Annotated in this window: 11 protein-coding genes; 5 read left to right on the forward strand and 6 right to left on the reverse strand. The window is 52.9% G+C overall.

Annotation, left to right across the window (positions count from 1 at the left end; translation table 11 throughout):
- Positions 1-82 precede the first annotated feature (82 nt).
- The 5 genes from mnmE to rpmH form a co-directional block, all read right to left on the reverse strand.
- The gene (gene mnmE, locus MXE41_RS01270) at positions 83-1,717 is read right to left on the reverse strand and encodes a tRNA uridine-5-carboxymethylaminomethyl(34) synthesis GTPase MnmE (protein WP_247099077.1); all 1,635 of its coding nucleotides are present in this window, start codon (positions 1,715-1,717) and stop codon (positions 83-85) included.
- Positions 1,718-1,841: 124 nt separating this feature from the next.
- On the reverse strand, positions 1,842-3,473 hold the full coding sequence (gene yidC / locus MXE41_RS01275; RefSeq protein ID WP_247099078.1) for a membrane protein insertase YidC: 1,632 nt from the start codon (positions 3,471-3,473) through the stop codon (positions 1,842-1,844).
- A gap of 550 nt (positions 3,474-4,023) precedes the next feature.
- A complete protein-coding gene (yidD, locus tag MXE41_RS01280) occupies positions 4,024-4,347 on the reverse strand; it encodes a membrane protein insertion efficiency factor YidD (RefSeq protein WP_246976268.1) in 324 nt (107 codons plus the stop codon).
- Entirely contained in the window at positions 4,305-4,670 is a 366-nt protein-coding gene (rnpA, locus tag MXE41_RS01285) for a ribonuclease P protein component (protein WP_246976265.1), read from the reverse strand. Before rnpA ends, yidD begins: the two co-directional genes overlap by 43 nt.
- An 11-nt stretch (positions 4,671-4,681) precedes the next feature.
- The gene (rpmH, locus tag MXE41_RS01290) at positions 4,682-4,816 is read right to left on the reverse strand and encodes a 50S ribosomal protein L34 (RefSeq protein WP_246976261.1); all 135 of its coding nucleotides are present in this window, start codon (positions 4,814-4,816) and stop codon (positions 4,682-4,684) included.
- A 1,443-nt stretch (positions 4,817-6,259) separates the two neighbouring features.
- On the opposite strand from rpmH, the gene MXE41_RS01295 reads away from it, so the two are divergent.
- Positions 6,260-6,514, forward strand: a complete 255-nt coding sequence (locus tag MXE41_RS01295; RefSeq protein ID WP_247099079.1) for a hypothetical protein — start codon at positions 6,260-6,262, stop codon at positions 6,512-6,514.
- A 353-nt stretch (positions 6,515-6,867) separates the two neighbouring features.
- Here MXE41_RS01295 and MXE41_RS01300 read toward each other — a convergent pair whose 3' ends face one another.
- Complete coding sequence (locus MXE41_RS01300) at positions 6,868-7,038, reverse strand: hypothetical protein (protein ID WP_247099080.1); 171 nt, start codon at positions 7,036-7,038, stop codon at positions 6,868-6,870.
- A 158-nt stretch (positions 7,039-7,196) separates the two neighbouring features.
- Here MXE41_RS01300 and MXE41_RS01305 point away from each other — a divergent pair, with 158 nt between their 5' ends.
- The 4 genes from MXE41_RS01305 (at position 7,197) to gyrB (ending at position 21,640) form a co-directional block, all read left to right on the forward strand.
- Positions 7,197-15,875, forward strand: coding sequence for a DnaA/Hda family protein (locus MXE41_RS01305; RefSeq protein WP_247099081.1), 8,679 nt, complete (start codon positions 7,197-7,199; stop codon positions 15,873-15,875).
- Positions 15,876-16,033: 158 nt separating this feature from the next.
- The gene (dnaN, locus tag MXE41_RS01310; RefSeq protein WP_246976249.1) at positions 16,034-17,203 is read left to right on the forward strand and encodes a DNA polymerase III subunit beta; all 1,170 of its coding nucleotides are present in this window, start codon (positions 16,034-16,036) and stop codon (positions 17,201-17,203) included.
- A 407-nt stretch (positions 17,204-17,610) separates the two neighbouring features.
- A complete protein-coding gene (locus tag MXE41_RS01315) occupies positions 17,611-19,176 on the forward strand; it encodes an AAA family ATPase (RefSeq protein WP_247099082.1) in 1,566 nt (521 codons plus the stop codon).
- A 31-nt stretch (positions 19,177-19,207) separates the two neighbouring features.
- Positions 19,208-21,640 carry a DNA topoisomerase (ATP-hydrolyzing) subunit B gene (gene gyrB, locus MXE41_RS01320; protein ID WP_247099083.1) on the forward strand — a complete coding sequence of 811 codons (2,433 nt, stop codon included), beginning with the start codon at positions 19,208-19,210 and terminating at the stop codon, positions 21,638-21,640.
- The last annotated feature ends 1,827 nt before the right edge of the window (positions 21,641-23,467 follow it).

Below are 23,467 nucleotides of genomic sequence, written 5' to 3' on the forward strand. Positions count from 1 at the left end.
GCAGCTCCTGCAGGAGAACATGTCAGCAGTCCCAGCCGGCCGTCAGGCATGCCTGACGGCCGACGTGCGGGGCGGGCGCTATCTACTTTCCTATACAGAATGTGGAGAAAATAATGCCCAGGATGTCATCAGAGGTGACCTTGCCTGTGATGGTACCCAGGTGATTCTGAGCCAGAGTGATTTCACGGGCGGTAAGTACCAGGTCGCCCAGCTCAAGCATGCCGCAGGCGCGTTCAATGGCCTGATAGCACTCATCGAGCTCACCCAGGTGACGACGGCGGGCTGAGAACACACCCTCTGTTGGAATGATGCCCAGAGCCTCCTGCAGGCGGCTGCGCAGCTGCTCAAGGCCATCAGCTGTTTTGGTGGAGGTGGACAGCTGAGGGTACTGGTTGAGCGGCTCGCTGCTGAGCAGCTTTGCAGTCTGCTCATCAGCAGGCAGATCCTGCTTTGATTTGACCACAATGAGATTGCGCGGGTTATCAAAGACCTTCTTGATATGGTTGAGGGCCTCAATGGCATCAAGAGCCGGACGGGAGCTGTCTATCATCAGCAAAATCAGGTCGGCCTGACGCAGCTCATCAAGGGCGCGCTGAATGCCTATGGCCTCAATCTCATCAGACGGGGTATCACGAATACCGGCTGTATCGGTAATGGTTACGGGTATGCCGCCTATTTCTATGTTGACTGTCAGTACATCACGGGTAGTACCTGGAATATTGGTCACAATGGCCCTGTCAGCACCGGCAAGGGCATTGAGCAGGGATGATTTACCGGCATTAGGCTGACCTGCCAGCACAATGCGGGCGCCCTCATTGAGCTTTACACCATGAGCGGCGATGCTCTGGGCATCACGGGCAAGGCCCAGCAGGGCAGTAAGCTCATCTCCGGCCTTTCCTGAGTCAAAGAAGTCCTCATGCTCCTCAGGGAAATCAAGGCAGGCCTCAATGCGCACTCTGAAAGTAGTAAGGCGCTGAGTAAGCTCATCAAGACGGCGGGCAAAGACACCGCTTAAGGATGCCAGAGCGGCACGGGCAGCGCTTTCAGAACCGGCAGAAATCAGATCCTCAACAGCTTCGGCCGCAGTAAGGTCCATACGGCCATTTAAAAAGGCACGGCGGGTAAACTCACCAGGCTCAGCCTGACGTACGCCCCTGATTTTGAGCACAGCGCTGAGCACTCTCTGAGGGACCACATTGCCACCATGGCCCTGCAGCTCGATAACATCCTCACCTGTGTAGGAATGAGGAGCCTTGAAGTACAGCAGCACGCCCTCATCAATTACCTCATCGCCATCGTAGAACTTGCAGAAATAGGCATAGCGCGGCCTGAATGGATATACCTGACGTTCAGTAGCGGCGCGGGCGCTGTCAGCGCCGCCTGCGCTTACTGCACAAGCGCCGCCACTGCAGGCGGCTGTGCCTGTATCGCTGGCAGCGCAGTCTCCCCTTGAGATACTGAAGGTGCTCTGAGCGGTGCCGGCGCCAGCTTCACCGGCTGGAGCGCTGGCAGCAGCGCAACTGGCAGGGGCGCTGCCATCCCTGGCTGCGTCAAGGGTGCTGCCATCCATGGCTGCATCAGGGGCGCTGTCTGCCCATTTACCGGTTATCTGGCTTGCTGCGTACAGCGCGCCTGGTCCGGAGATACGGATAATGGCAATACCGCCACGGCCTGGGGCAGTAGCAATGGCTGCAATGGAATCGGCAAAGTCGGACATGTCAGCAGCTCCTGTGTGACAAAGAAAAAGCCTCAGACCTTTGCTGATTATCCTGCTGGGTTCAGCTTGGGGTCTGAGGCTTAATATTAAGCGCTTATGGCTGAGAATCAACAGTTATTGTTGATTAGCTCTTGAAGTGTAAGCCCTTCTTTTCCAGAGACTTGAAGATAATAACCTGCTGGAAAATGGTGAAGATGTTGGACACCAGCCAGTAAATGGTCAGGCCTGCAGGGAAGGTACAGAACATGAAAGTAAATACCAGTGGCATGGCCATGAAGACCTTCTTCTGCAGCGGATCAGTAGTTGGAGTTGGTGACATCTTCTGAATGGCATACATGGAAATACCGTACAGAATAGGGGTCACGAAGTATGGGTCGTAAACTGACAGGTCCTTAATCCAGAAAATGAATGGAGAGTGACGCAGTTCAGTAGACTCCATCAGGGTCCAGTACAGGGCAATGAAGATTGGCATCTGAACCAGTAATGGCAGACAGCCGCCCAGAGGGTTAACCTTCTCGCTCTTGTAAAGACGCATGGTCTCCTGACCGAGCTTCTGGCGGTCATCACCGCAGCGCTCACGCAGCTCCTGCATCTTTGGTGCAAGCAGACGCATCTTGGCCATGGAGGTGTACTGGGCCTTGGTCAGTGGGAACAGAATGGCACGTACTACCAGAGTCAGCAGAATAATGGAGAAGCCCCAGTTGCCAATATAACCGTGGATAAACTCCAGGATCTTGAACAGTGGAATGGAGATGAACCATAACCAGCCGTAGTCAACGGTCAGATCGAGGTTAGGAGCGACTTTCTCCATCTCGTCCTGGCTCTTTGGACCGATCCACATGGAGGCCTTGAACTCATGGCTGGAGTGGGCATCGATCACAGCAGGCTCGGTACGGATACCGATAATGGCCTCAGCTCCTTTCTTTGCGGAGTTGGAGAAGATTACGTTTTTGACGCCCTCGGTGGTATCGCCAATCCAGGCAGATACGAAGTAGTGCTGAATCATGGCAACCCAGCCACCGGTGGTAGGCACGCTCAGAGGCTGCTTGTCTGCTGATAGCTCTACCAGATCCTCAAGGGTGTTCTTCTCGTAACGGGTCTCGTCTGTGGAGTAGGCAGTACCACGGTAGGCACCGGCCACCATCATGGCACCAGGCTGCTCATTAAGAGAGGCATCAACAGTCTGCTTTAACTGGCCGTAGAAAGCCATGGACAGATTGTTATCGGTGTTGTTGACCACGTCGTACTTGACGTCAACCACGTAGCTGCCACGGGTCAGGGTATAGGTCTTGGTGTACTCAACACCTTTCTGGGTGAAGTGCAGTACGGCGCTGACCTTGTCCTCGCCTTCCTTGAGCTCATAGCTGTCAGCTGTGGCGGTCCAGGTTGGACGGGCCTTGGAATCAGGACCGTTGGCACCGATTAAACCGGATTGTGACTGATAGACAAAGAGCGGATCATTCATCAGCAGGTGGAAAGGCTCATCCTTGAACTGCTCCTGCTTAACCTTGAGCAGTTTGGCGTCAACAATGTCACCGCCAACGGAGGAGATAGCGAGCTTCAGGGTGTCAGAGCTTAAGTTGACAAGCTTGCCTACGGAGCCCTGAGTGCTCTCAGCAGCGGCGATCTGCTCAATACGCTGAGCCTGGATCTGAGCCTGCTGCTCCATGTCGATCTTATCTCTTTCCCAGGCCCAGTAAATAAACAGGGTCAGGGTTAAAAAGAGAATGAAAAGTATGTTTCTTTGTTGTTCCATCGCAACAAACCGTTTTTAGCCCAATATAGATTTCGCACGTTGACATCACGGCCAGGCATTGCTGGTCAGCCCGTGCGCTCCTGCAGGAGAGGCTCTGGCAGAGTCTGTAAGCAGCGGTACAGTTCCATCGCATGACGGGCTTTCACCGTTCACATGATGCTTAAGTACTTAGCCTGTGCAGGAACTCGGCAAGTTTCTCTGAAACCTGTCAGGGGTGATGGTGTCTGTCTGGCGTTAAGTCATCCCCTTGCGGGAATGCAAAAGCCCTGGTCCAATGATGCAAAAAGCAAAAGCTGATGCTCAGAGCATGTGCCCGGAACATGTGCTTTTGCTTCCTGACAGCCATGATAAAAGTGGCGATTATTATACCCGCGCAGCGGCATTCATATGCACTTTCACCTGCAGCTTTACAGCGACAGAGATCACATCTTTCCATAACCGCAGGGTCTGTATTCAATGTGCTTGATGACAGGGAATCATGATATGAGTTCTGAGCGCATCACAGGTCCTGCTGCTGGCAGATACAATGTCCTGCCGATGAAAGGAGCTTTTAATGTGACTTGTCAGATGACTGAGGGGAAACAGGATCGTCCACGCCGTCTGGCTGTGTCCTGGTCTTGAGGTCGGGATCGGTGTCCGACCTGCGAGGGACGGGATCGATGCCGCCTTCATTCAGGGGGTGGCAGCGTCCGATACGTCTGGCGCCAAGCCACATTCCCTTAGCAAGACCCCATTCTTGAATGGCCTCTAAGGTATATTGCGAGCAGCTTGGATAAAATCGACAATGCTGACCTAATAATGGACTTAGAAGTTTTTGATAGGTTCGGATCATTAAGATCGCCGACTGCCCAACTGGCGAGAGATTTGAGCCCATAGCCTGTCTAGAGTTGAACGTATATCGTGATTACTGATGTCACCTATGCCTGGTCGTGCTAAAAAGACCAGATCTACATTAGGAAGGGAATCTTGTGAGAGCCTGAAAGATTCTCTGACCAGTCGTTTGACGCGGTTGCGCCATACGGCTCGCTTCAGGACCTTTTTAGGGACAATCAGCCCGAGCCGTGGGGTGGTTTGCTCATTTTTGCAGGCAAGAATGAGCATGCCTTTACCACCGGCACGCACGGGCTTCTTAAATACCTGGTTATATTCCTCGGAGCTGAGCAGTCTCAGCTCACGGGGAAAAGCAGAATTAGGCATTTATCTTCAGATTAGACGCAGAGACGCTTGCGGCCCTTGGCACGACGACGGGAAAGAACCTTGCGGCCATCAGCAGTACGCATACGCTTACGGAAACCGTGGGTGCGCTTACGCTTTAAAACGTTTGGCTGAAAAGTACGCTTCATTTGAGTATTTCTCCAGAGGATGGCATTGTCATCCGACAGTGCCTTGGTAAGTATGCAATCCCAGACTCTGTTACCTCGTCAGGGCTGAGGCACCTCAGTATTCTGAGTACCGCGCAGCAGCCCGGCGCTGCAGTCTGGCACTGGATGCTTCAACAGCATTCAGCTAATCAAGTAGCGTGTCATCTCGGACATCTTCCGGATTAGAGAGTGGTAACGCGCCTGAGGCAACGAGCAGCTCTGATGGAGAAAACATCCGTCGTAAACACAGTCAAGGATCAGACGAGCATGCTCTGGGCCGTCGCCTGATCCTTGAGAAAAAATCTGGTGCAGTTTTACCCACCTGGCCCATAAATAAGCCATTATTGACGGGGCAAACTTACTGAAATGCACATTTTACAGTGTTCGTACGGTACAGATCAAGATTTTTCACAGTTATTTGGCTACTGTAAGTACGCTCATGACCACTCAGCCCTGAATTTCCCACAGGCATGCGCCCTGGACTGCTCAGGACACAGGTGCTTATTTAAGGCATTTTCATCCCTGTCAGTGCACCATTTATTCCCGGCAGATCTGCAGCCGGGAAAAAGTGGCGCAGCCAGGGTATTTTCTGTCACCGCCATCCTGGCCGGAAATGAATCACCCCACCAGCAGGTCAATCACCAAAAAATCCCAAAACCACACGGCCATAAAATACACAGGCAATTTGTCCCGGCAGCCCGACAAAACAGCGCCGTGCACGTGCACGTGGTGAGATTTCATGACCGTGCACGTGCACGCAAACTTGTGGGGGACAAAATCACAGTACCTTTACATAAGGAAAAGCTCTATAAATTTTCATAAAAAGCATAACGATCTCAGCGCCCCAAAGCACTGAAATTCAATAAAAATAATAAAAGCAAGTATGCTTTATGAAATAGACAATAAAGCTGGTTACGCAGCTTATTATAAGAGCGCTTTCTAACCACCTCCCACGCTCTGCCTGTACGCCGCCTCGCGGTGCCTGCGCTGCGTGTGGTGCGTGCGATGCGCCTTGCACCGCTGTCGCAGGGCGACCGTCAGCTGTACCTGGTTTTTGAACACGGCTCAGCCTTAGCCTGTTTAAGCCATTTTTCTGGCACCATGGGGCGCAGCTGCGGCTGCAGCCAGCTGCCGATCAGAGCGCATCGTCCTCCCTGAGCCGCACTCGGCCAGGGACTGTAAGGGCAGTTCAGGGGCGCGCAGGGCCCGGCGGGCCGTACGGAGTTCCCCGTAGTGGCCGCAGTGGCGGCGCTGACGCCGGGAATCGCCAGGATCAGATTTGGGGCATTTGTTCAAAATAAATTCAAACTGTTATATTTTTTAATCAATAACAGTGAAAGCTCATAAACATGAGCTTAATCACGATTTTTTGCCAGACCTGGCATTTATTTTGATCCTGGCTGTTCACAGGGCTTTTTCGTTGACGTGGAGTTTTTTTTCATCACAGAATGGCGTTTATTAGCCAAAGGGCGTAAAAATGGGCCGCCAGGGACGATAGAGCTGATAAAAATTGATCCTTTTTGCGCAGAAAAAATGCTAAAATGGGACACTTTGATTTCACTGGGACACACCAGGGAAATTTTTTCACCAACGCTGCAGAGTTTTCCGCATTCGCCGGGAATCGGCAGTTCTCCTGAAGATCTGACCTGTTCAGACTCTCATCTTTTTACAGTGTCGTAATAGAGCTAAAGGAAAAGCGGTTTTCCTGTAATGCCCCTGGCATTATCAAAAGCTGCGATCTGATATCACTAAACCAGTGACCTGCCCGCCTCGGGCACTGATCTTTCACTGAACAAAATGCATTACGGGTGCTTTTCGTGTTGTTGGAGTATTGCGCCTGCCGTGCCGGACCATTGTCCACGGCCCTGGTAAGTGCGCCCTGAAAACAGCGTCTGGCGCGTAGTGCAAACAGATCAGATCAACTGGTAACCATGCTGCCACGGCCCTGACAGCCCTCAGGCGGCGTGATCAATTCAAACAGCCTTTTGCAACGGCGAACTTGCTATCGTGCGGTGCATGGCCATGGTGTCTGTTCAGGACTGGACAGCTCCATGACGGAAATTCGAGCTCATAACCTGTCTTGCAGGAATAACAGGGGATGCTGACGAGTTTCGGGCTGAGACCAGGTCCACTGTTCCATCAGGACTGCTGCGTACTCTGTTGTGCACATGTCCTCCGGTGGAGACAAGAACTGGAAGTTTCAAGGAGCGTCCTGCTCCCTCTGTGATTTCTTATTGGATAAGCTTGCATAAAGATTCCCGGTACACGCTTCTACTTCAAAAGCGGCACTGCCTTTTGTTGTGCTGTTTTTGAAGTAGGTGGCGGGGGTGATATGCAGAGGCTCTGGATGGCTTAAAGCTGGATGCAATCCTCTTTATTATGGCGCCGCGCCATTTTGCGCGTTGCCAGTGCCACAGAAGAAAACCTTGAAGCTCAGATAATCAGACTGTTTTTCACTGAAGTGGGCATGGTCTACGATGAGGATCTGAGCAAAGTTCGTTTTATCTGCCCAGGTGAATATGTGTACAGGACTTTTGCCCCGTACAGCTGGCGCTTTTATCTCGAACTGAAGGCTATTCTTGGTGTCAAAGATCTGGGCTTTTCCCTGGAGGCAGTGTCCTCAAGGGAGTATCAGCTGTTGCAGCGCAACGGCAGCCTGTGCGATCGTCAGACACTTGCAGGTATCAGCCTCGAGGTCGCCGATGGCGAAGACATCGGCTCTTCTGTGTTCGCCGTTTCTCCATGCATTGCCATGGATGGTGCCGTACCATCTGTGAACATCCCTATGGGCGCTGCCGGTGCAGCTGCTCACGCCTTCGCTCAACCTTTAACAGCTCACAGAAACACTTTTTCTGATAACCGCAGCTTAACCGCAGGCGGTAATACCCTTTCATCCTTACATGCCACACAGCAGCCTCAGGCTGACTGTGCATCAGGCATGTCTGCATCTCATGCCACACAGCAGCCTCAGGCTGACTGTGCATCAGGCATGTCTTCATCTCATGCCGCGCAGCAGCCTCAGGCTGACTGTGCATCAGGCATGTCTTCATCTCATGCCGCGCAGCAGCCTCAGGGCGACTGCGCCAGCGGCATTTCTTCTTCAGGACAGTCACAGTCCTGCCGACTGAACTCAGCCTCTGCTGAGACCGCTCAGTCATCAGATAACAGTAATGAACTGCCTGTGGAGTCATCTTATCCAGAGCATGACACCATGGCAGTCCAGTCCGCATCTGTATCCACCAGTGAACCGTCAACCTGCAAGGATGGTTCACAGGACGGTGCAGATGACACTGCCTGTCAGTATTCCAGCAATGTTTCAGCAAGTGCCGGCACGGCCTCATCTTTTGAGGCTGTGGGCACTGGTGCATCTGCAGATTACGGACAGGCTGACAGCAGTATGAACATGGAGGCCCAGGCCTTCATGGACGTAACTGCAGGTCGTACCACAGCAGCACATGGTGCAGCTGCAGCCGGCAGCAATGCAGGATCTGCAGAGGCCATGGCTCACATGAGCGCTTCACTGGACCGCAACGGTGAGGCTGCTTACGGGCATGCCATGTCTGTGGCAGACAATATTGATCTGACAGCTCAGGAAAGTCATACCGCAGGCTTGCCTGATGCTGAGCAGAATGAAGCTGCACCGGTTAACCGCTCCGATGCAGCTTCTGCCAGTGGTGAAGCCGGTGCAGCCTGTGCTGCAGCCGGCTCTGTTGCCACTGAAGATCAGTCCGTACCGGCAGCAAATGCTTCGGCTGCCGGTGCTGCCTCCGATTTTGCTTATCAGGCAGAACTTGCTTCAATGAAAGCCGCAGCAGCGGCATCTGCAGACCCTCTGCGTATAGCCGGCTATGGCATGTTCGCTGAGTTTATGGCGCTTGCTGACGAGCAAATTGAAGATCTGCCAGCTGGCGGTCACTTTGCCGATCGTACTGAAATTGCTCCTGATTACAGATTCAGGCTCTATAAGAAATTTATGGCCTGGGCTGTCTCAAGAGGACTGATTGTTGATACCGGAAAGCTGTATTTACCTCAACTGGCCTTCCACGTAAATGAATCAGGCAATGAAGTAGTAACTGATATTTACGGCTCATTAACCATTTACAGACCTGAGCAGATTGCAGAGTCTGCCGCCCTGTTTGAAGAGCAGAAGCGCAATAATACTGTCTATCCTTATCTTTACAGAGTCGTTACTGCTGTAACTGACGGCAGAGCTGATGTCCGTGCAGATCTGAGCAACTCTCTTGACAGTCTCACCAGAGCTCTGAGGCTTGGTTCCATGACTGAGGAGCAGCGTGCTGCTGCCCAGAATGACAGTGTTGGTCGCGCTCTTGTTGCTTTTGTAGAGCAGTATAAGGGCAACACTGCTGTCGTTGCCGGCTGGGCTGTACCTGAGCACAGCGCTCAGTCAGGTGAGTCATCCCCTGTTCAGACAGGTCAGTCACACCCTGTTCAAACAGGTCTGTCATACCCTGCCCAGACAGGTCAGTCATACCCTGTTCAAAGCACCACTGCCATAGCATTTAATGCTGAGGACGTCACTGCTGTATCGTCAGCATACGGTGCCGGTCGTGATGCTCTGAGCATGAGACTTTCCATGGTATGGGATTCTGTCAGAAGGGATGCTTTCAACATCAAAGCCGAGCCTGCTGCAGAGCGCCAGAACGGAATGCTGGCTTTTGCCCGCAAGTGGGACAGTCATGGCTCTGATTTTGGCTTTATGCGCTTTGACGGTCTGTACACCGAGGGCTACACCATTGAGCAGTGCGTCAAGCACCGTCTGAGCCTCGAGGGACCTTATGGTCAGATGCCTTGGGACGGCGCTCCTGTCTTTACTTTACGTGAAGTCATCATGTGCTCTGCATGGGGCAGCCAGGTAATAGACAGCTACCGCAACTTCCGTACTGTCAGAGGCCTTGCAGCAAGGGATCTTACTGACCGTCGTGTCATTGCACGTCTTGCCGGTGCCAATTACGTGGCCTACAAGTGCCTGCTGTCTGACCTTATGTGTTATGACAGCTCATTTATCACGCTCAGACCTTTTGTACGTGACAAGCAGGCCAGCCGCCGCGAGTTTGCAGCTCAGTTCAACCTCAATACAGCCAAGGTGCCAGGACTGCCTAAGCGTGCTATTGAGCAAGGTATGTTCATGGCTGGCGTCAAGGTGGAGCAGGGCAGTGATTACTCACGTCCGTCTTCATCCAAGAAGGCCTACTATCCAAACATCCTCCTGGCCAAGAGCTTTGGTATGTTCCTCTATCTTGAGAACTATCGTGTTCCGGCCACTGATCTGCGCAAGGCTACTGTCTACTGCATTGATTCACTGGAGATGCAGTTTGCAGCTGCAGCCGGTATCAATCTCAAGGCACCTGCTATCTACAGAGAGTGGACCTACGAAGACGCTGCTCATCAGGTTCATCATCTGGTCAGGTCAGGTGAGGATATCTCTCTTGCTGTTGAGAACGGTTACAGTTTCAATTACAGCGCTGATGCCGGGGAAGAAAACGTCCACGGTCTCAACGGTCTGTCTCTGGCAGAGCAGATTGAGCAGATCAGCGGCTGGAGCAGTGCACAGGCCGACGATTTTGATGAGGTCATGACTCTTGATGAGGCTTACTATGAGCTCTCTTCACGTGCTGCCTGCATTCGTCGTAATAAGGAGCTGCGCTTTGACGAGAGCGTGGCTATTTCAGACTTTATCTGGGCCGACATAACTCTCGAGGCTGCCAGCATTATTGCTGCCTCCCCAAGACCGGTAAATGTACGCGATCAGGAAATCTACGATATTGCCTGCGCCGCCGTTGCCCACTACGGCCCACGCACCAGCGCCGTCCCGGTCGCAGCTGTCGCTGCTCCAGTCGTCTCCGCCATGGATGACCTTGCTGACCAGGGCGAAGACCCTGAGTCCGACGAGGTTCTGGCATCCTTTGACGGTGATGCCGGCAACAACCAGGCAGCCATCACTGACGGTACCATTCTGGACATCAGACACGAGTCTGCTGATGACTCTCAGGCTGATGATGTCCTCTTTAACCTTGCTGACGACGAATCTTCACAGCCAGTTGCTGACCTTACAGCCGCAGGCCAGGACGACTGTGCCCAGGATATTAGCTGTCAGGACGACACTGAAACTGCAACTACAGCAGCCGCAGCAGCAGCCGCAGCTGATGCTGAGGCCGCAACCGGCACAGCCGCTGAGGCCGCCGTTGCTGTAGCCGGCGATGAATTATCTTCTGAAAACTTGCTGACTTCGGGCTCCCAGACCCATGACGGTTCATGGAGCCGTCATGAGGTCTGTGAATCTGACAGTATCTGTGCTGCTGTTATGGCAGGTGCCGACAGTGCAGGCCAGAGTGCCTGTGATGTGGCTGCAGGTGCTGACGGTCGTGTTATCAACGTTGTAGACACTTCAGACTACAACAGCTTTGATACTCCTGTATTCAAGCAGTCTCCATGTGAAAATGAGGCTGTACTGGCCTTCTATGCCCGTCTTGCTCATGCTGAGCCTGTTGCTGTTGAAGGCATGTGTCTTGATGTCAACGACAAGGCCAGACGCGATGGCATGCTCGAGCGCGATTACCTCAGAAACGAGGGACAGTCCGCATCTGAAAAAGCTGACGGCTGGCGTGCACCATTTGCTCTTACCAATGCTGACGGATCTGCTGTTCCTCTGCCTGAGGATCAGGCTGCTGATGCCGCCCATGATATGCAGTCAGGCTCAACAGGTGCTGAACCTGATGCCCTTATGGCCATGATCAATGAGCGCAGAATGAACATGGCTGCTGCCATGGGCCGTGACCTCAGTCTGGCCGGTGCCGTCAATGAGGACATTGCTGTTCAGGCTGCCCGTACCTGGGTTGCACCTTCTATCAATGTCGAGTCCGGTGCCAGCGCCGCCATGAGCCTGTTTGATGACTCTTTCCTGCCTTGTGCCGAGAACACTCACCATGCTGCCATTACCCCTCTTGAGGGTATGGCTGCCCTGAGCTCAGGCACATCTGCATCTGATCTGCAGGTAACCCAGAGCATTATTGGCGATGATCAGGCCTCTGTATCTGTATTTACTCCTGAGAGTGCTGACAGCTCTGCCCCGGCTGCAACTTCCGTATATGCAGCCATTTTAGGCGACCAGTCTTCTCTTCCTGCTGCCCTTGCATCCGGCATGGCCGATAAGGGCTTTGATGACAGATTTGTTCCTGAAAGCAAGTCTTCAGCAGCTGTGGATCTGGCAAAACTGCGCAGCTCAATTCCGGGCTCAGCAGTACCTGCATTACCAGGCACAACTGAAAATGGCGTGGGCTTCAATGGTGCCAGCTATGATGAGCTGCGTGCCATGGAGTTAAGACTCAACGGTCTTAACGACGACCTTAATGAGCATATCTGTGCCAGCATCTGGGACACTTTCTATGTCGATCCTTCACTGCTGCTGCCGCACCGTGAAAATGTCACCCTGGAAAGCCTGGGTGAAATCGACACCAGATCACTTGAGGAACGTTTGCAGGACGACCTTAAGGCCGCATTCAGCCATCTGATTGTTGCCCCTGACAGCTTCCCTGGCTTTGAGCCGGCCGCCCCGGCTGACGCTCAGGCTGACGCCCAGGCTGACGCTCAGGCTGACGCCTCCGACGCAGCTGAGCCAGCCGCCCAGGCAGCTCCAGCCGAAGCTGCTGACGTTGCCCCGGCTGAGACCACTGTGCCTGCAGAGCCTGCAGCCCCAGTTCAAGCTGCAGGGCCAGCCACTGCCACTGAGCCGGTTGAGCCTGCTGCACCAGCTGCACCAGCTGAGGCTGCAGAGTCTGCCCATAACGTTATGGAAAGCACCTGTGATGACAACAGCGCTGCAGAGCAGCCAGCTGTGCAGGACGTACAGGAGCTGGTTGAGGCTGCTCATACTGCTCAGAGCACTGATGAGCACACTGCCCAGCAGGATGCTGCAGATAAGATTCACGATGATTTCGTTCCTGAGAACGTAGACCAGGACGCTTATGATTTTGGCGAGGCTGATTCCGGACAGTACGCAGCGGCCAGCGACATGGCAGCCGTAACGTCTGACGCTTTTGCAGCATCTGCAGCTGCACAGCCAGCTGTTCCTGCCATGGAGCAGGTCGCTCAGCCTCTGCAAGAGCACCAGCCACTGCCTGTGCCACAGACTCAGCCTCAGGCTGATCCATTTGGTGCTGCCCAGTACACAGGTGCTTATCAGCAGGATCAGAACAACGCTTTATTTACAGGTGCCCAGCCTCATACTGATGCTGCCTTTGGCCCTGATGCCTTTGCAGGCACCATACCTGTAATGCCTGAAAACCAGGTAATGCCACAGGATCAGCTCATGCCTGAGCAGCCTTTAACGGGCTCTCATATGCACAATGGCCCACAGGTCATGCCACAGTTTGGCGGCAATGGTGGATCACTTGAGGATCAGTTTGCTGCAGTCATGGCACAGGTAGAGAGTTATGCCAATGTGGATCTGAGTGCTCAGAACTTCCATCATGAGCAGATGCACGCTCAGTCTGCCTTCCAGGCTCAGGTACAGGGTTACAATCAGATGCAGCCACAGCTGCATAACAATGAGTTTGCACAGTATCATGAGAACTGTCAGACTCAGATGCAGCAGGGCATGCACAATGGCATACAGCCGGTCATGCACAATGGCATGCATCAGAGCATGCAGCCATATGCTCAGGCCCAGCAGCCATATGCCCAGACCAGGCAGAACATCGATTTTGACCGCTTACAGCAGGCTCTTGATTACTCAGCTCAGCCATGGCTGCACAACAACGGATCCGCTCAGAGCAATGCAGTTGTGAGTGAGCAGCCACAGCAAGGCATGCAGGCCGCTCCACAGGCTGCACAGCCTGCCCAGGCAGCCGTACAGACAGCTGTGCAGCCACACCAGGCCCCACAGCCTGCCGTGCAGCCACAGCCAGCAGCAGCTGCAGTCCCTGTGCAGCCACAGCAGGCTCCACAGGCTGCACAGCCTGCCCAGGCAGCCGTACAGACAGCTGTGCAGGCTCATACTGCCGTGCAGGCTCAGGGTGCTGCAGAGCAGGCCTGCGGTGTTGCCAGGGGCGCTGGCGAGGCTCCGGTACTGGTGTCAGGTCAGAGATTGCACAATGGCCTTGTTGAGCTTACTGCCTTTGATATTGCCAATGCCCGTCGCATGTACGAGACTGCCCTGACCAGCCCTGATCGCAGTGTACTGCAGTCACCATACGCAGCTGTAAACCATGTGGCTGTGATGGGCCAGCAGTCTCTTATGCCAGGACAGATGCCTAATGTTGGTCTTGGTCTGCCAGGTGTTGAGTCTGGGGCTGCTGATGTTGCAGGTGTACCGGCTGAAGACAAGCTGCTTATCCCTGTAATTCCTGGACGTGGCCGTGAGAACCGTCCTCGTGGACGTGCCTCATCCCTGCCAGTACCGGTAAACAGCTCACGCTTTAATGAGCTTTATGGTGATCTGTCTGATCCTGAGAAGTTCAAGGAAGCTGCAGCCCGCAGAGCAGGTGAGAGCACTTACAGCAAGGTGCTGTTCCCTTACATGCCTACTGCCGGTATCAGCGAGGCTGACCGCAGAATTTATGATGACTACATGGTGCTGCTCAATGCTCACTATCAGTCAGAGGTGCCTCTTGGTGAGGCTATCAGCTACAGCGACTTCAGGAAGCTCGGTGGCAGTGCTGCCACCAGAACTCTGCTGTCCTCAGAGCTGGCCCGACTGCCTGCCATAGAGGCAGCCAATGCCCGAATGAGGGCTCAGCAGGAGCGCCATATGCAGGATATGAACAACCTGCAGAATCTGGGCATTATGGCTGATGGTTCATGGGGCAATATGGTTCCTGATTACGCATGGCGTGATCCTTCAGATCCAACCCCGGTACTGCCAGAGGCTCCACTGCCTCCTGAGATGGTGGCCAACATGTCTCGCAGACGCCGTATGGCTGAGTCTGCAGGCATTCCAAAGAGTGCCTTTGAGCTGCCAGAGCGTGTCATCAACCCTAAGAAGACTTTTGAAAAGCTGTTCTTTGACAGCAACGGCCGTGCAGCCGTCAAGAGTGCTCTTGATATCTGTCAGGTAGCATCTCCTGATGTGTTCCACTGTCCAGTTCTGGTAACCGGAAGTTCAGGTACCGGCAAGACTCATCTGCTCAATGCCATTGCCAACCGTATCAGGTGTGAACAGCCTGATCTGAGAGTAGCTCTGGTAAGCAGTGATGACTTCATCAAGCACTTTGTGGAGTCCATTGCCGAAATGAACAAGAACCGTTTCTCAGACAAGCATGTATATCTCAAGGCTGCTTTTGAGGCTGTGGACGTATTACTGCTTGATGATGTGCAGGCCTTTACCAAGGCTGTAAAGTCACGCTGGACTGTCACCGATATCATCGACTTCTTCTCCAGCACCCCAGGCAAGCGTCTGGTGGTAACCTCAAGCCTGAGTGCTGCAGAGCTGGCAGGCAGTGGTGTTGAGAGTGACATGATTTCACGTCTGACCTCAGGCATTACCGTAGATCTCAGCCTGCCTGATATCTTCTACCGTCGTCGTATGGTCAGAATGCTCAGCGATGATCTGCGTATCAAGCCAACTGATGAGTGTGTTGAATACATCTCATGGCACCTGAATACCAACGGTCGTGAAATTGAAGGACTGGTGCGTTCCATGGCTAACAGCATGGAAAGCATGACCATAGTAGATCTTGAGGAACTCAACAGGCAGATAGGCCGTATTGTTTCCGTTAAGGAAGAGGATTTTCCTGTAGAATCCGTCATCGCCCTGGTATGTGAGCACTTTGGTGTCTCCGTACAGGATGTGATGTCAGCAAGCAAGAAAGCCAACATTTCCATGGCCCGTTCCTTTGCCATGTGTGCAGTGCGTGACTGCGATGCATCACTGTCACTGACCGACATGGGACGTCTGTTCAAGAAAGACCATTCCTCAGTTCATGAGGCCATTGTCAGAACCAGACGCCGTATGGCCGAAAACGTAGAGCTCAGAAACCGCTACAGCTCGATTATTGAGAGCATTGAGAAGTTCAGAGCCGGATAATAATCAGACTCAGCTCATGCACAGCAGGTGATGAGCACAAGCAGATTCATGCTTGTCTGACCGTCCAGGTCAGGCAGGTTTCAATTTTTCACTGAGAAGGACTGTGGTCCGCATAATATGGATGCCATCGGTGTTCTGATGGCTCCCTGGGGATACAAATGAAATTTACTGTACCAGTACAGACAATTATTGACCCTGTTACCAGGGTTGCCAATATCTGTACCGCCAACAGCAACGGCAATCCAGACGATATGACCCTCTTTGTGTTATTCAAGGTAACCAGAGAGTCTCTGACCCTGACCGGTTCTGACAATAACGTACAGCTTAAGGCTGTGATTCCGCTGCCTGAGGGTGCATGTGAATCAGAAGGCTCCTTCTTAATGCAGGCCAGCAAGGCCAATGACTTCTTCAAGGTCCTGGGCAGTGGTGATGATGTCTGCATTGAGCTCAATGCTGAAAACGAGCAGATTAACATCGCATCCGGCAGTGCACGCTTCTCTCTGCGTGTCCGTCTGCTCCAGGATGAGGCTTCTTTCCCTACCTTTGAAAATGATGAGAGCGCTCAGGAAGAGGCCAGCAATTTCAGCATTGAAGAAAAGAAGCTGCGCTTCATGATCGACAAGTCCCTGTTCTGCGTGTCACGTGAAAACTTCCGTGAGTACCTCAAGGGCGTACGTTTTGAGCTCAAGGACAATGAGATGGCTGTCTTTGCTCTGGACGGTCACCGTATGGCTGCCATTGAGACCACTCTGGCCAACCCAGTAAGCAAGGAGATGCAGTTCTCCATGACCTTAAGGGGCGTAACCGAGCTGCAGAAGCTGCTCATTGCCAGCAGTGACACCATGCTCGATATCAGCGTTACCGACAGCATTATTTCCACCAGCGTGGGTGTTTTCACCATTTCCAACCGTCTGCTCAAGTGCAAGTACCCTAATGTACGCGGCGTTCTGCCAAGACAGTGTGAGCCTGAGGTCAGGGTTGAGCTTTCCAATCTAAAGACCTATGTAAAGCGTGTTGCTCTGTTCTCCAACAAGCGCTTTAACCACATCAACCTGACTTTTGAGTACAACAGCCTGGGTATCCACTCTCAAAACAGCGATCATGAAATCGGTTCTGCTCACATACCTATCGATTTCCCTGAGCAGGATGCTCACCGTGAGGTTAACCTCAACTCCGATTACCTCAAGGAGTTCCTGGGTGCCATTGAGACTGACAATGTAGTCTTCGGCTTCAGCCCTCCTTACAACAACACCATGATCCGCCCTGATGAGGAAATCAATGAAATGGGCGTCAGGGTTCGCTATGTTGTAAGCCACATCGTGGTTTAAACATAAGCGCAGGCACAGGACAGATACCCGGGCACAGCCCGTGACTGTGACCATGGTGCCCCGGGACAGTTCTCTGGGCCCAGCCCCTGGACAGTTATCAGGGAGCAGGCTCACAGCCCGTGACTGTGACCATGGGGCAGTACCGGGACAGTTCTCTGGACCCATCCCCTGGACAGCTACCAGGGAGCAGGCTCACAGCCCGTGACTGTGACCATGGTTCAGGCCCTTTGCACTGACAGTGTGATGCCTGCTCAGAACGGTCATGACCAGTTATTATCTGACCGGTCAAAACAGGACCGGTTACGCAGCTGCTCCTGCAGGACAGGCCATTGCCTGTACTGCAGGGGCTTTGTTGTCATTTGGGAACAGCACTTTGAGCGCCATACTCAACAGTTGAGAGAGCAGCGATGTACATAAAGCGCCTGGTAATCAATGACTTTCGTAATCTGCAGTATGCCGAGCTGGAGCCTTCTCCGGGCTTTAACTTTATCTGCGGACCAAACGGCAGTGGCAAGACCTCAATTCTTGAGGCCATTCACTATCTGTCGCTGGCCCGTTCATTTCGTACCAGCTCATACCAGTACATGATTCGTCAGGGCTCTCAGCGCTTTAATATCTTTGCTCTGCTCAATGAGGACAATCAGCCAACAGACTGCACTCTGGGACTGTCACGTGCCCGTGGTGAAAAGCCGGTTATGAGGCTTAACTCCAATCCTGTTGCCCGCATGGTCGATTTGATTGACCATATCTGTGTGCAAATCATTCATCCTCAGGGTGTGGAGCTGGTTACCAGGGAGTCAGAGGGGCGCCGCAGCTTCATTGACTGGGGTGTTTACTACACCGATCCTGAGTTCAAAGCGCTGTGGCTCAACTACCGCAAGGTGCTCAGGCAGCGCAATTCGCTGCTGCGCCGCGAGGCTTACAAACGCAAGGGCTATGGCTCATTTGCCTCATATCCTGATGCCGATCCGGCTCTGTCCTCCATGGTGCCTCAGGGCAGACCTGAATGGTTCAGTCCAGGGGCTGACAGCATGTCTGCCGGGGCTGGTGTCTCAGGCCTGTCTGCCGGGGATGTCCTGTCAGGCAACCCTGATCTGACCGGTATGAGTACCGATGCTTCAACCGCTCCGATCGAGGGCTGGGATGATGGTGCCGTCATGGGCGCGGGCTTTGTCGGTGCGGGCGCTGCCGTCACCGGCACATCTGGTGGCAGCACCTCAGCTTTCAGCAGATTTCTGGCAGCAGCCGCTGCGCCCCAGGAAAGCATGGCCCTGTCCGGCGCCACAGTACCGGCATCAGGGGCTGCATACGGCCAGGGTGCCGATCCAGTGGCCGGACCTGCAGCCATGGCTGATGCCATGGGTGGCGCGCCGCTGATGTCAGGCATAATGTCGCCTGCTCAGGAAATTTCCATCTGGGATGAAAGCCTTGCTCAGCTGTCTGAAAAGATTACCGAAAAGCGACTTCGTTACCTTGAAGATCTGCGGGTAATTCTGCAGGAAATAATTGGTCAGTTTCTGCCCGATTTCAAGATCAGATTTGAGCTTAATTACGGGTGGGATAAAAGCCAGGATCTGCGGTCGCTTATGGCCCGAAACCTTGAAAAAGACAAGGCTTTGGGATATACTTACTATGGTTGTCACAGGGCTGATCTGCGTATTAAAAACAACACAATTTCTGCAGGTGCAACCCTCTCACGTGGACAACTTAAAATGCTGGTTTATGCTTTGAGACTTGCCCAGGGCATGCTCCTCAAACAACAGACCGACAGGGCCTGCATTTACCTCATCGATGATCTCAATTCTGAGTTAGATGACAATTCCCAGAAAATATTGCTCAATACACTTCTGCAGTGTAATCATCAGGTCTTTATCAGCAATATTCAACAAGAGCTTCTCTTCCCCAAACACAGATCCGAATACAAGATTTTCAGCTTGAACAGGGGCATGGTCACTCCAGACCAGACCGCCTGAGCTGCATCATGTGCGCAAAAAAGAGGTCACCATGTCTGAGCAAGACGTCCAAGATAACTACGGCGGTAACAGCATCAAGGTTTTACATGGCCTGGAGGCTGTAAGAAAGCGCCCTGGCATGTATATTGGCGATACTGATGACGGCTCTGGTCTGCACCACATGGTTTTCGAGGCCGTTGATAACTCCATCGACGAAGCCCTTGCCGGATTCTGTAATCTCATCGAAGTAACTATCCACAAGGACGGCTCTGTTTCCGTAAAGGACAATGGCCGTGGCATTCCTGTTGATATCCACCCTGAAGAGGGCGTTTCTGCCGCTCAGGTGGTAATGACAGTGCTGCATGCCGGTGGCAAGTTCGACTCCAATTCCTACAAGGTTTCAGGTGGTCTGCACGGTGTAGGTATTTCCGTAGTAAATGCCCTTTCTGACCGTCTTGAGCTTACCATTCGCCGTCAGGGCAAGGTATGGCAGCAGGTCTACCTCAATGGCGGTGTGCCTGAGGCTCCTCTTGACGCCATTGCTGATGCTGATGACACCGGAACCTGCGTACGTTTCTGGCCAAGCCCTGAAATCTTCTCCATTACCACCTTTGAGTACAAGGTTCTGGAAAAGCGTCTGCGTGAGCTGGCCTTCCTCAACAGCGGTATCAGAATTATCCTGAGCGACGAGCGTGTTGAGGGCAAGACTCAGACTTTCTACCACGAGGGTGGCATTCTTGAGTTTGTTGATTACCTCAACAAGGGCAAGAACGTACTGAACAAGAAGATTTTCCACTGCCGCAGCGTCAACAAGGACAACATCCAGATTGAGATCGCCATGCAGTGGACTGATGCCTACAACGAGAGCATCTTCTGTTTTACCAATAACGTCCCTCAGAAGGACGGTGGCACTCACTTGATGGGTTTCAAGCGCACCCTGACCCGTACCCTGAACAACTTCCTTGAGGCCTCAGGCCTGCTCAAGAAGCACAAGGTCAGCACTTCAGGTGACGACTCCCGTGAGGGCCTGACTGCAGTTATCTCAGTCAAGATGCCTGATCCAAAGTTCTCCTCCCAGACCAAGGACAAGCTGGTCAGCTCCGAGGCAGCCAATGCTGTTGACGCTGCCATGGGTGACAGCTTCAACGATTACCTTGAGGAGAATCCAGGCGACGCAGAAGTTATCTGCATGAAGATTATCGAGTCTGCCCGTGTCCGTGAAGCCATGCGCAAGGCCCGTGATCTCAACCGCAAGAAGGGTGGTCTTGATATCAACTCTCTGCCTGACAAGCTGGCCTCCTGCCGTGAAAAGAATCCTGCCCTGTGCGAACTGTTTATCGTAGAGGGTGATTCTGCAGGCGGTTCTGCCAAGGGCGGACGTGACTCCAAGTTCCAGGCCATTCTGCCGCTGCGAGGCAAGATCCTCAACGTGGAAAAGGCCCGCTTTGACCGTATGATTCAGTCACAGCAGATTGGTACCCTGATTACCGCTCTGGGCTGTGGCGTAGGCAAGGACGAGTACGATCCTGACAAATTCCGTTACCACAACGTTATCATCATGACCGATGCTGATGTGGACGGTGCCCACATTCGTATTCTGCTGCTGACTTTCTTCTACCGTCAGATGCCTGAGCTCATTGAGCGCGGCTATGTTTACATCGCTCAGCCACCTCTTTACCGTTACCAGAAGGGCAAGCAGAGCGTCTATGTACAGAGCGACAAGGAAGCTCTGCAGTACCGCACCTCTCTGGCTCTTGATAATGCCAGCCTGCATGTTAATGCCGAGGCTGCTCCGGTAAGCGGCGTGGCTCTTGAGTCTCTGTTTACCGATTACAACAAGGTAATGACTGCGCTGCCTAAGATGTCTTCACGTATTCAGAAAGACATCCTGCTCAATCTGATGTACTACCCGCTCATTACCCGTGAGCTGCTGGCAAATCAGGAGCAGATGCAGGAGTGGATGGAAGGTTTTGTTGCCCGTCTGCCATCCATTCCTTCAGAAGGTCTGCACTTCAAGGGGCAGCTGCGTCATGATGAACAGACCGGTTACTACTTCCCTGTCATCATTCACCATATCCACGGCATGGATTACGAGTACTGCCTGGATTCAGCTTTCTTCGATTCTGGCGACTACGGTCTGCTCAAGAATATGAACAGAAAGATCTGCGATCTGGTTGAACCGGGCGCATTTGTACGCTCAGGCAACAAGCAGTTCGAAGTAAGCAACTTCCACGAGGCCTATGAAACCCTGATGAAGGAAGGCTTCAGCGGCGTTAAGATTCAGCGCTACAAAGGTCTGGGTGAAATGAGTGCCGAGCAGCTGTCCGATACCACCATGAATCCGGCCTCCCGTACCCTGCTGCGCGTCAGCATCAGCGATGCTATCGAGGCTGACAGCCTGCTGACCAAGCTCATGGGTGAGGAAGTTGAAGAGCGTCGTAACTTCATTTCCGAAAACGCCGAGCGCGCCGTCCTGGATATCTAATCCATCAGGCGCAGGCGCAGGCCCATGCCTGTGCTCAGGCCACGTCCCGGGCTCCGGCCCAGGCCCTGACCTTGTCCATAGCAATAGCCATAGCCATGGCTATGGCCAGGTCCTGCAAACAGCGCATAACCGGCCTGGCAGGACCAGAATCAAGGTGGGCAGCAGCCCGCTTCAAACAACATAAAGGCAGTTTCCCTGGTGAAGCTGCCTTTTTGCTGCCCGCTTTCCGGCGCCTGGCCGCTGTACGGCAGCATCCATCCATCAAATAATCTGTAAGAGCGCAGCTTGCTGAGGAACAAAATGCGGAAGTGTTCCCCGGTCTGGGTGCGTGCGGACTTACAGTTTCTCCTCAAACAAACCTCAGGTCAGACATGGCAACCATGCTCATGTCCGCTGACCTGTGCCCAGGACGGCTGCAACTTTTGCTGCAACAGCAGCCACAGCTGCAGCCGGGCTTTGCTGCGGTCAGTGCGCCAGCGCGTCGGTGCGTTGGTGTGTCGGTGCGATCAGCAGTCAGCTGCAGGGCTGAGTACTGCGGATCATGGCATTGCCTGAATAATGCCAGCATCTGACGTTTATGCTGTCTGCTGCGCGCGTGGAACAAAAAGCAATAATGTTCCCCACAAGCTCATTCGGTCATGGCTCCCCTGGCTGTGCCAGCAACAAAGTCCTTCCGGGAAAGGCCAGGATCTGTCTTTGCGCGTCGCGTCCTTGCGTCCTTGCGCCTTGGTAACGTACCTGATCCGTCTGCCCTCATGGCAGTATGGAGGGGAGCTTGCGGCGGGCTGTTACTCCAAAGTCCAGATATATGGTGTAGAACATTTTCCCACAATGTTCCACGGCCTTTGTGCGCCTGAAAAACACCATCCCTCCATGGGGCTGTTGCGCCCTGATCTCTGCTCATTTTTAACACCCATAACGACTGTTGCACGAAATATGTATGGCAGTAAATGGCTTATATATGGGTAAAATTAACGCATATGTTGTATCTATGGAATAATTGTTCCACGTGGAACACCCGGGACAGGCCAGGTGTTTTTGAGGTCCTGGAAATACCCTTTCTTTACCCTTTCCCACAGGCTGATGTTCCACGTGGAACATTTTGGTATATTTCCCACAAGTAGTCCCTCACGCTGGGTAAATAATAAGAGATCTGTACAATTGTTCCACGTGGAACAAAAATCATGAAATTTTTCCCACAAGCAGATAAATGGCTTAAACAGGCTGAAAAAATTTTTAGAGCTGTCACAAATTTGATTTGCATCGGCATCCCACAAGTAAATAAAACGGGCAATTGTTCCACGTGGAACATTGCCCGATTTTTTTACTATCCCACAAGTTTTTTGCTGCGATGAGCTGCAATTTATTCCCGGCGTTTTCCCACAGCCTCAGAGCTGAAAGTCCTGTGCTGGGATGATACCTGGCAGGCCCCGTCTGTCCTGTCCTCATGGAATGTTCCACGTGGAACATTGGCCATAAAGGGCTTAAATAAGGGCATCCCACAAGCAACTGTTCCCAGTGCCCGGCAGCTGCGCTCTGCACCTCGGAGCCAGCGTTCTTTCTGTCACAAATAATTTCCCACAGGCTTACAGCAGCCTCCCACCCTGCGCTGTCGACCTGGGTACTGCCAGGTGGCCTGGGGCATTGTTCCACGTGGAACAAATGCAGCTAAAAATGAATTTGCTTTTGATAAACAGGCCCATCCCACAAGTAAAAATTTTTGCGATCAAAAGTAATCCACAAGTTGTAAGCAAATGCTTTTCACCTGGCGAAAATATTTTTCCCACAAGTTGAAATCAGCTGCTGCACCGCAATTGAATCAACATC

Origin of the sequence: Anaerobiospirillum sp. NML120449 (assembly GCF_023051105.1) — a bacterium.
Classification (GTDB): Bacteria; Pseudomonadota; Gammaproteobacteria; order Enterobacterales; family Succinivibrionaceae; genus Anaerobiospirillum.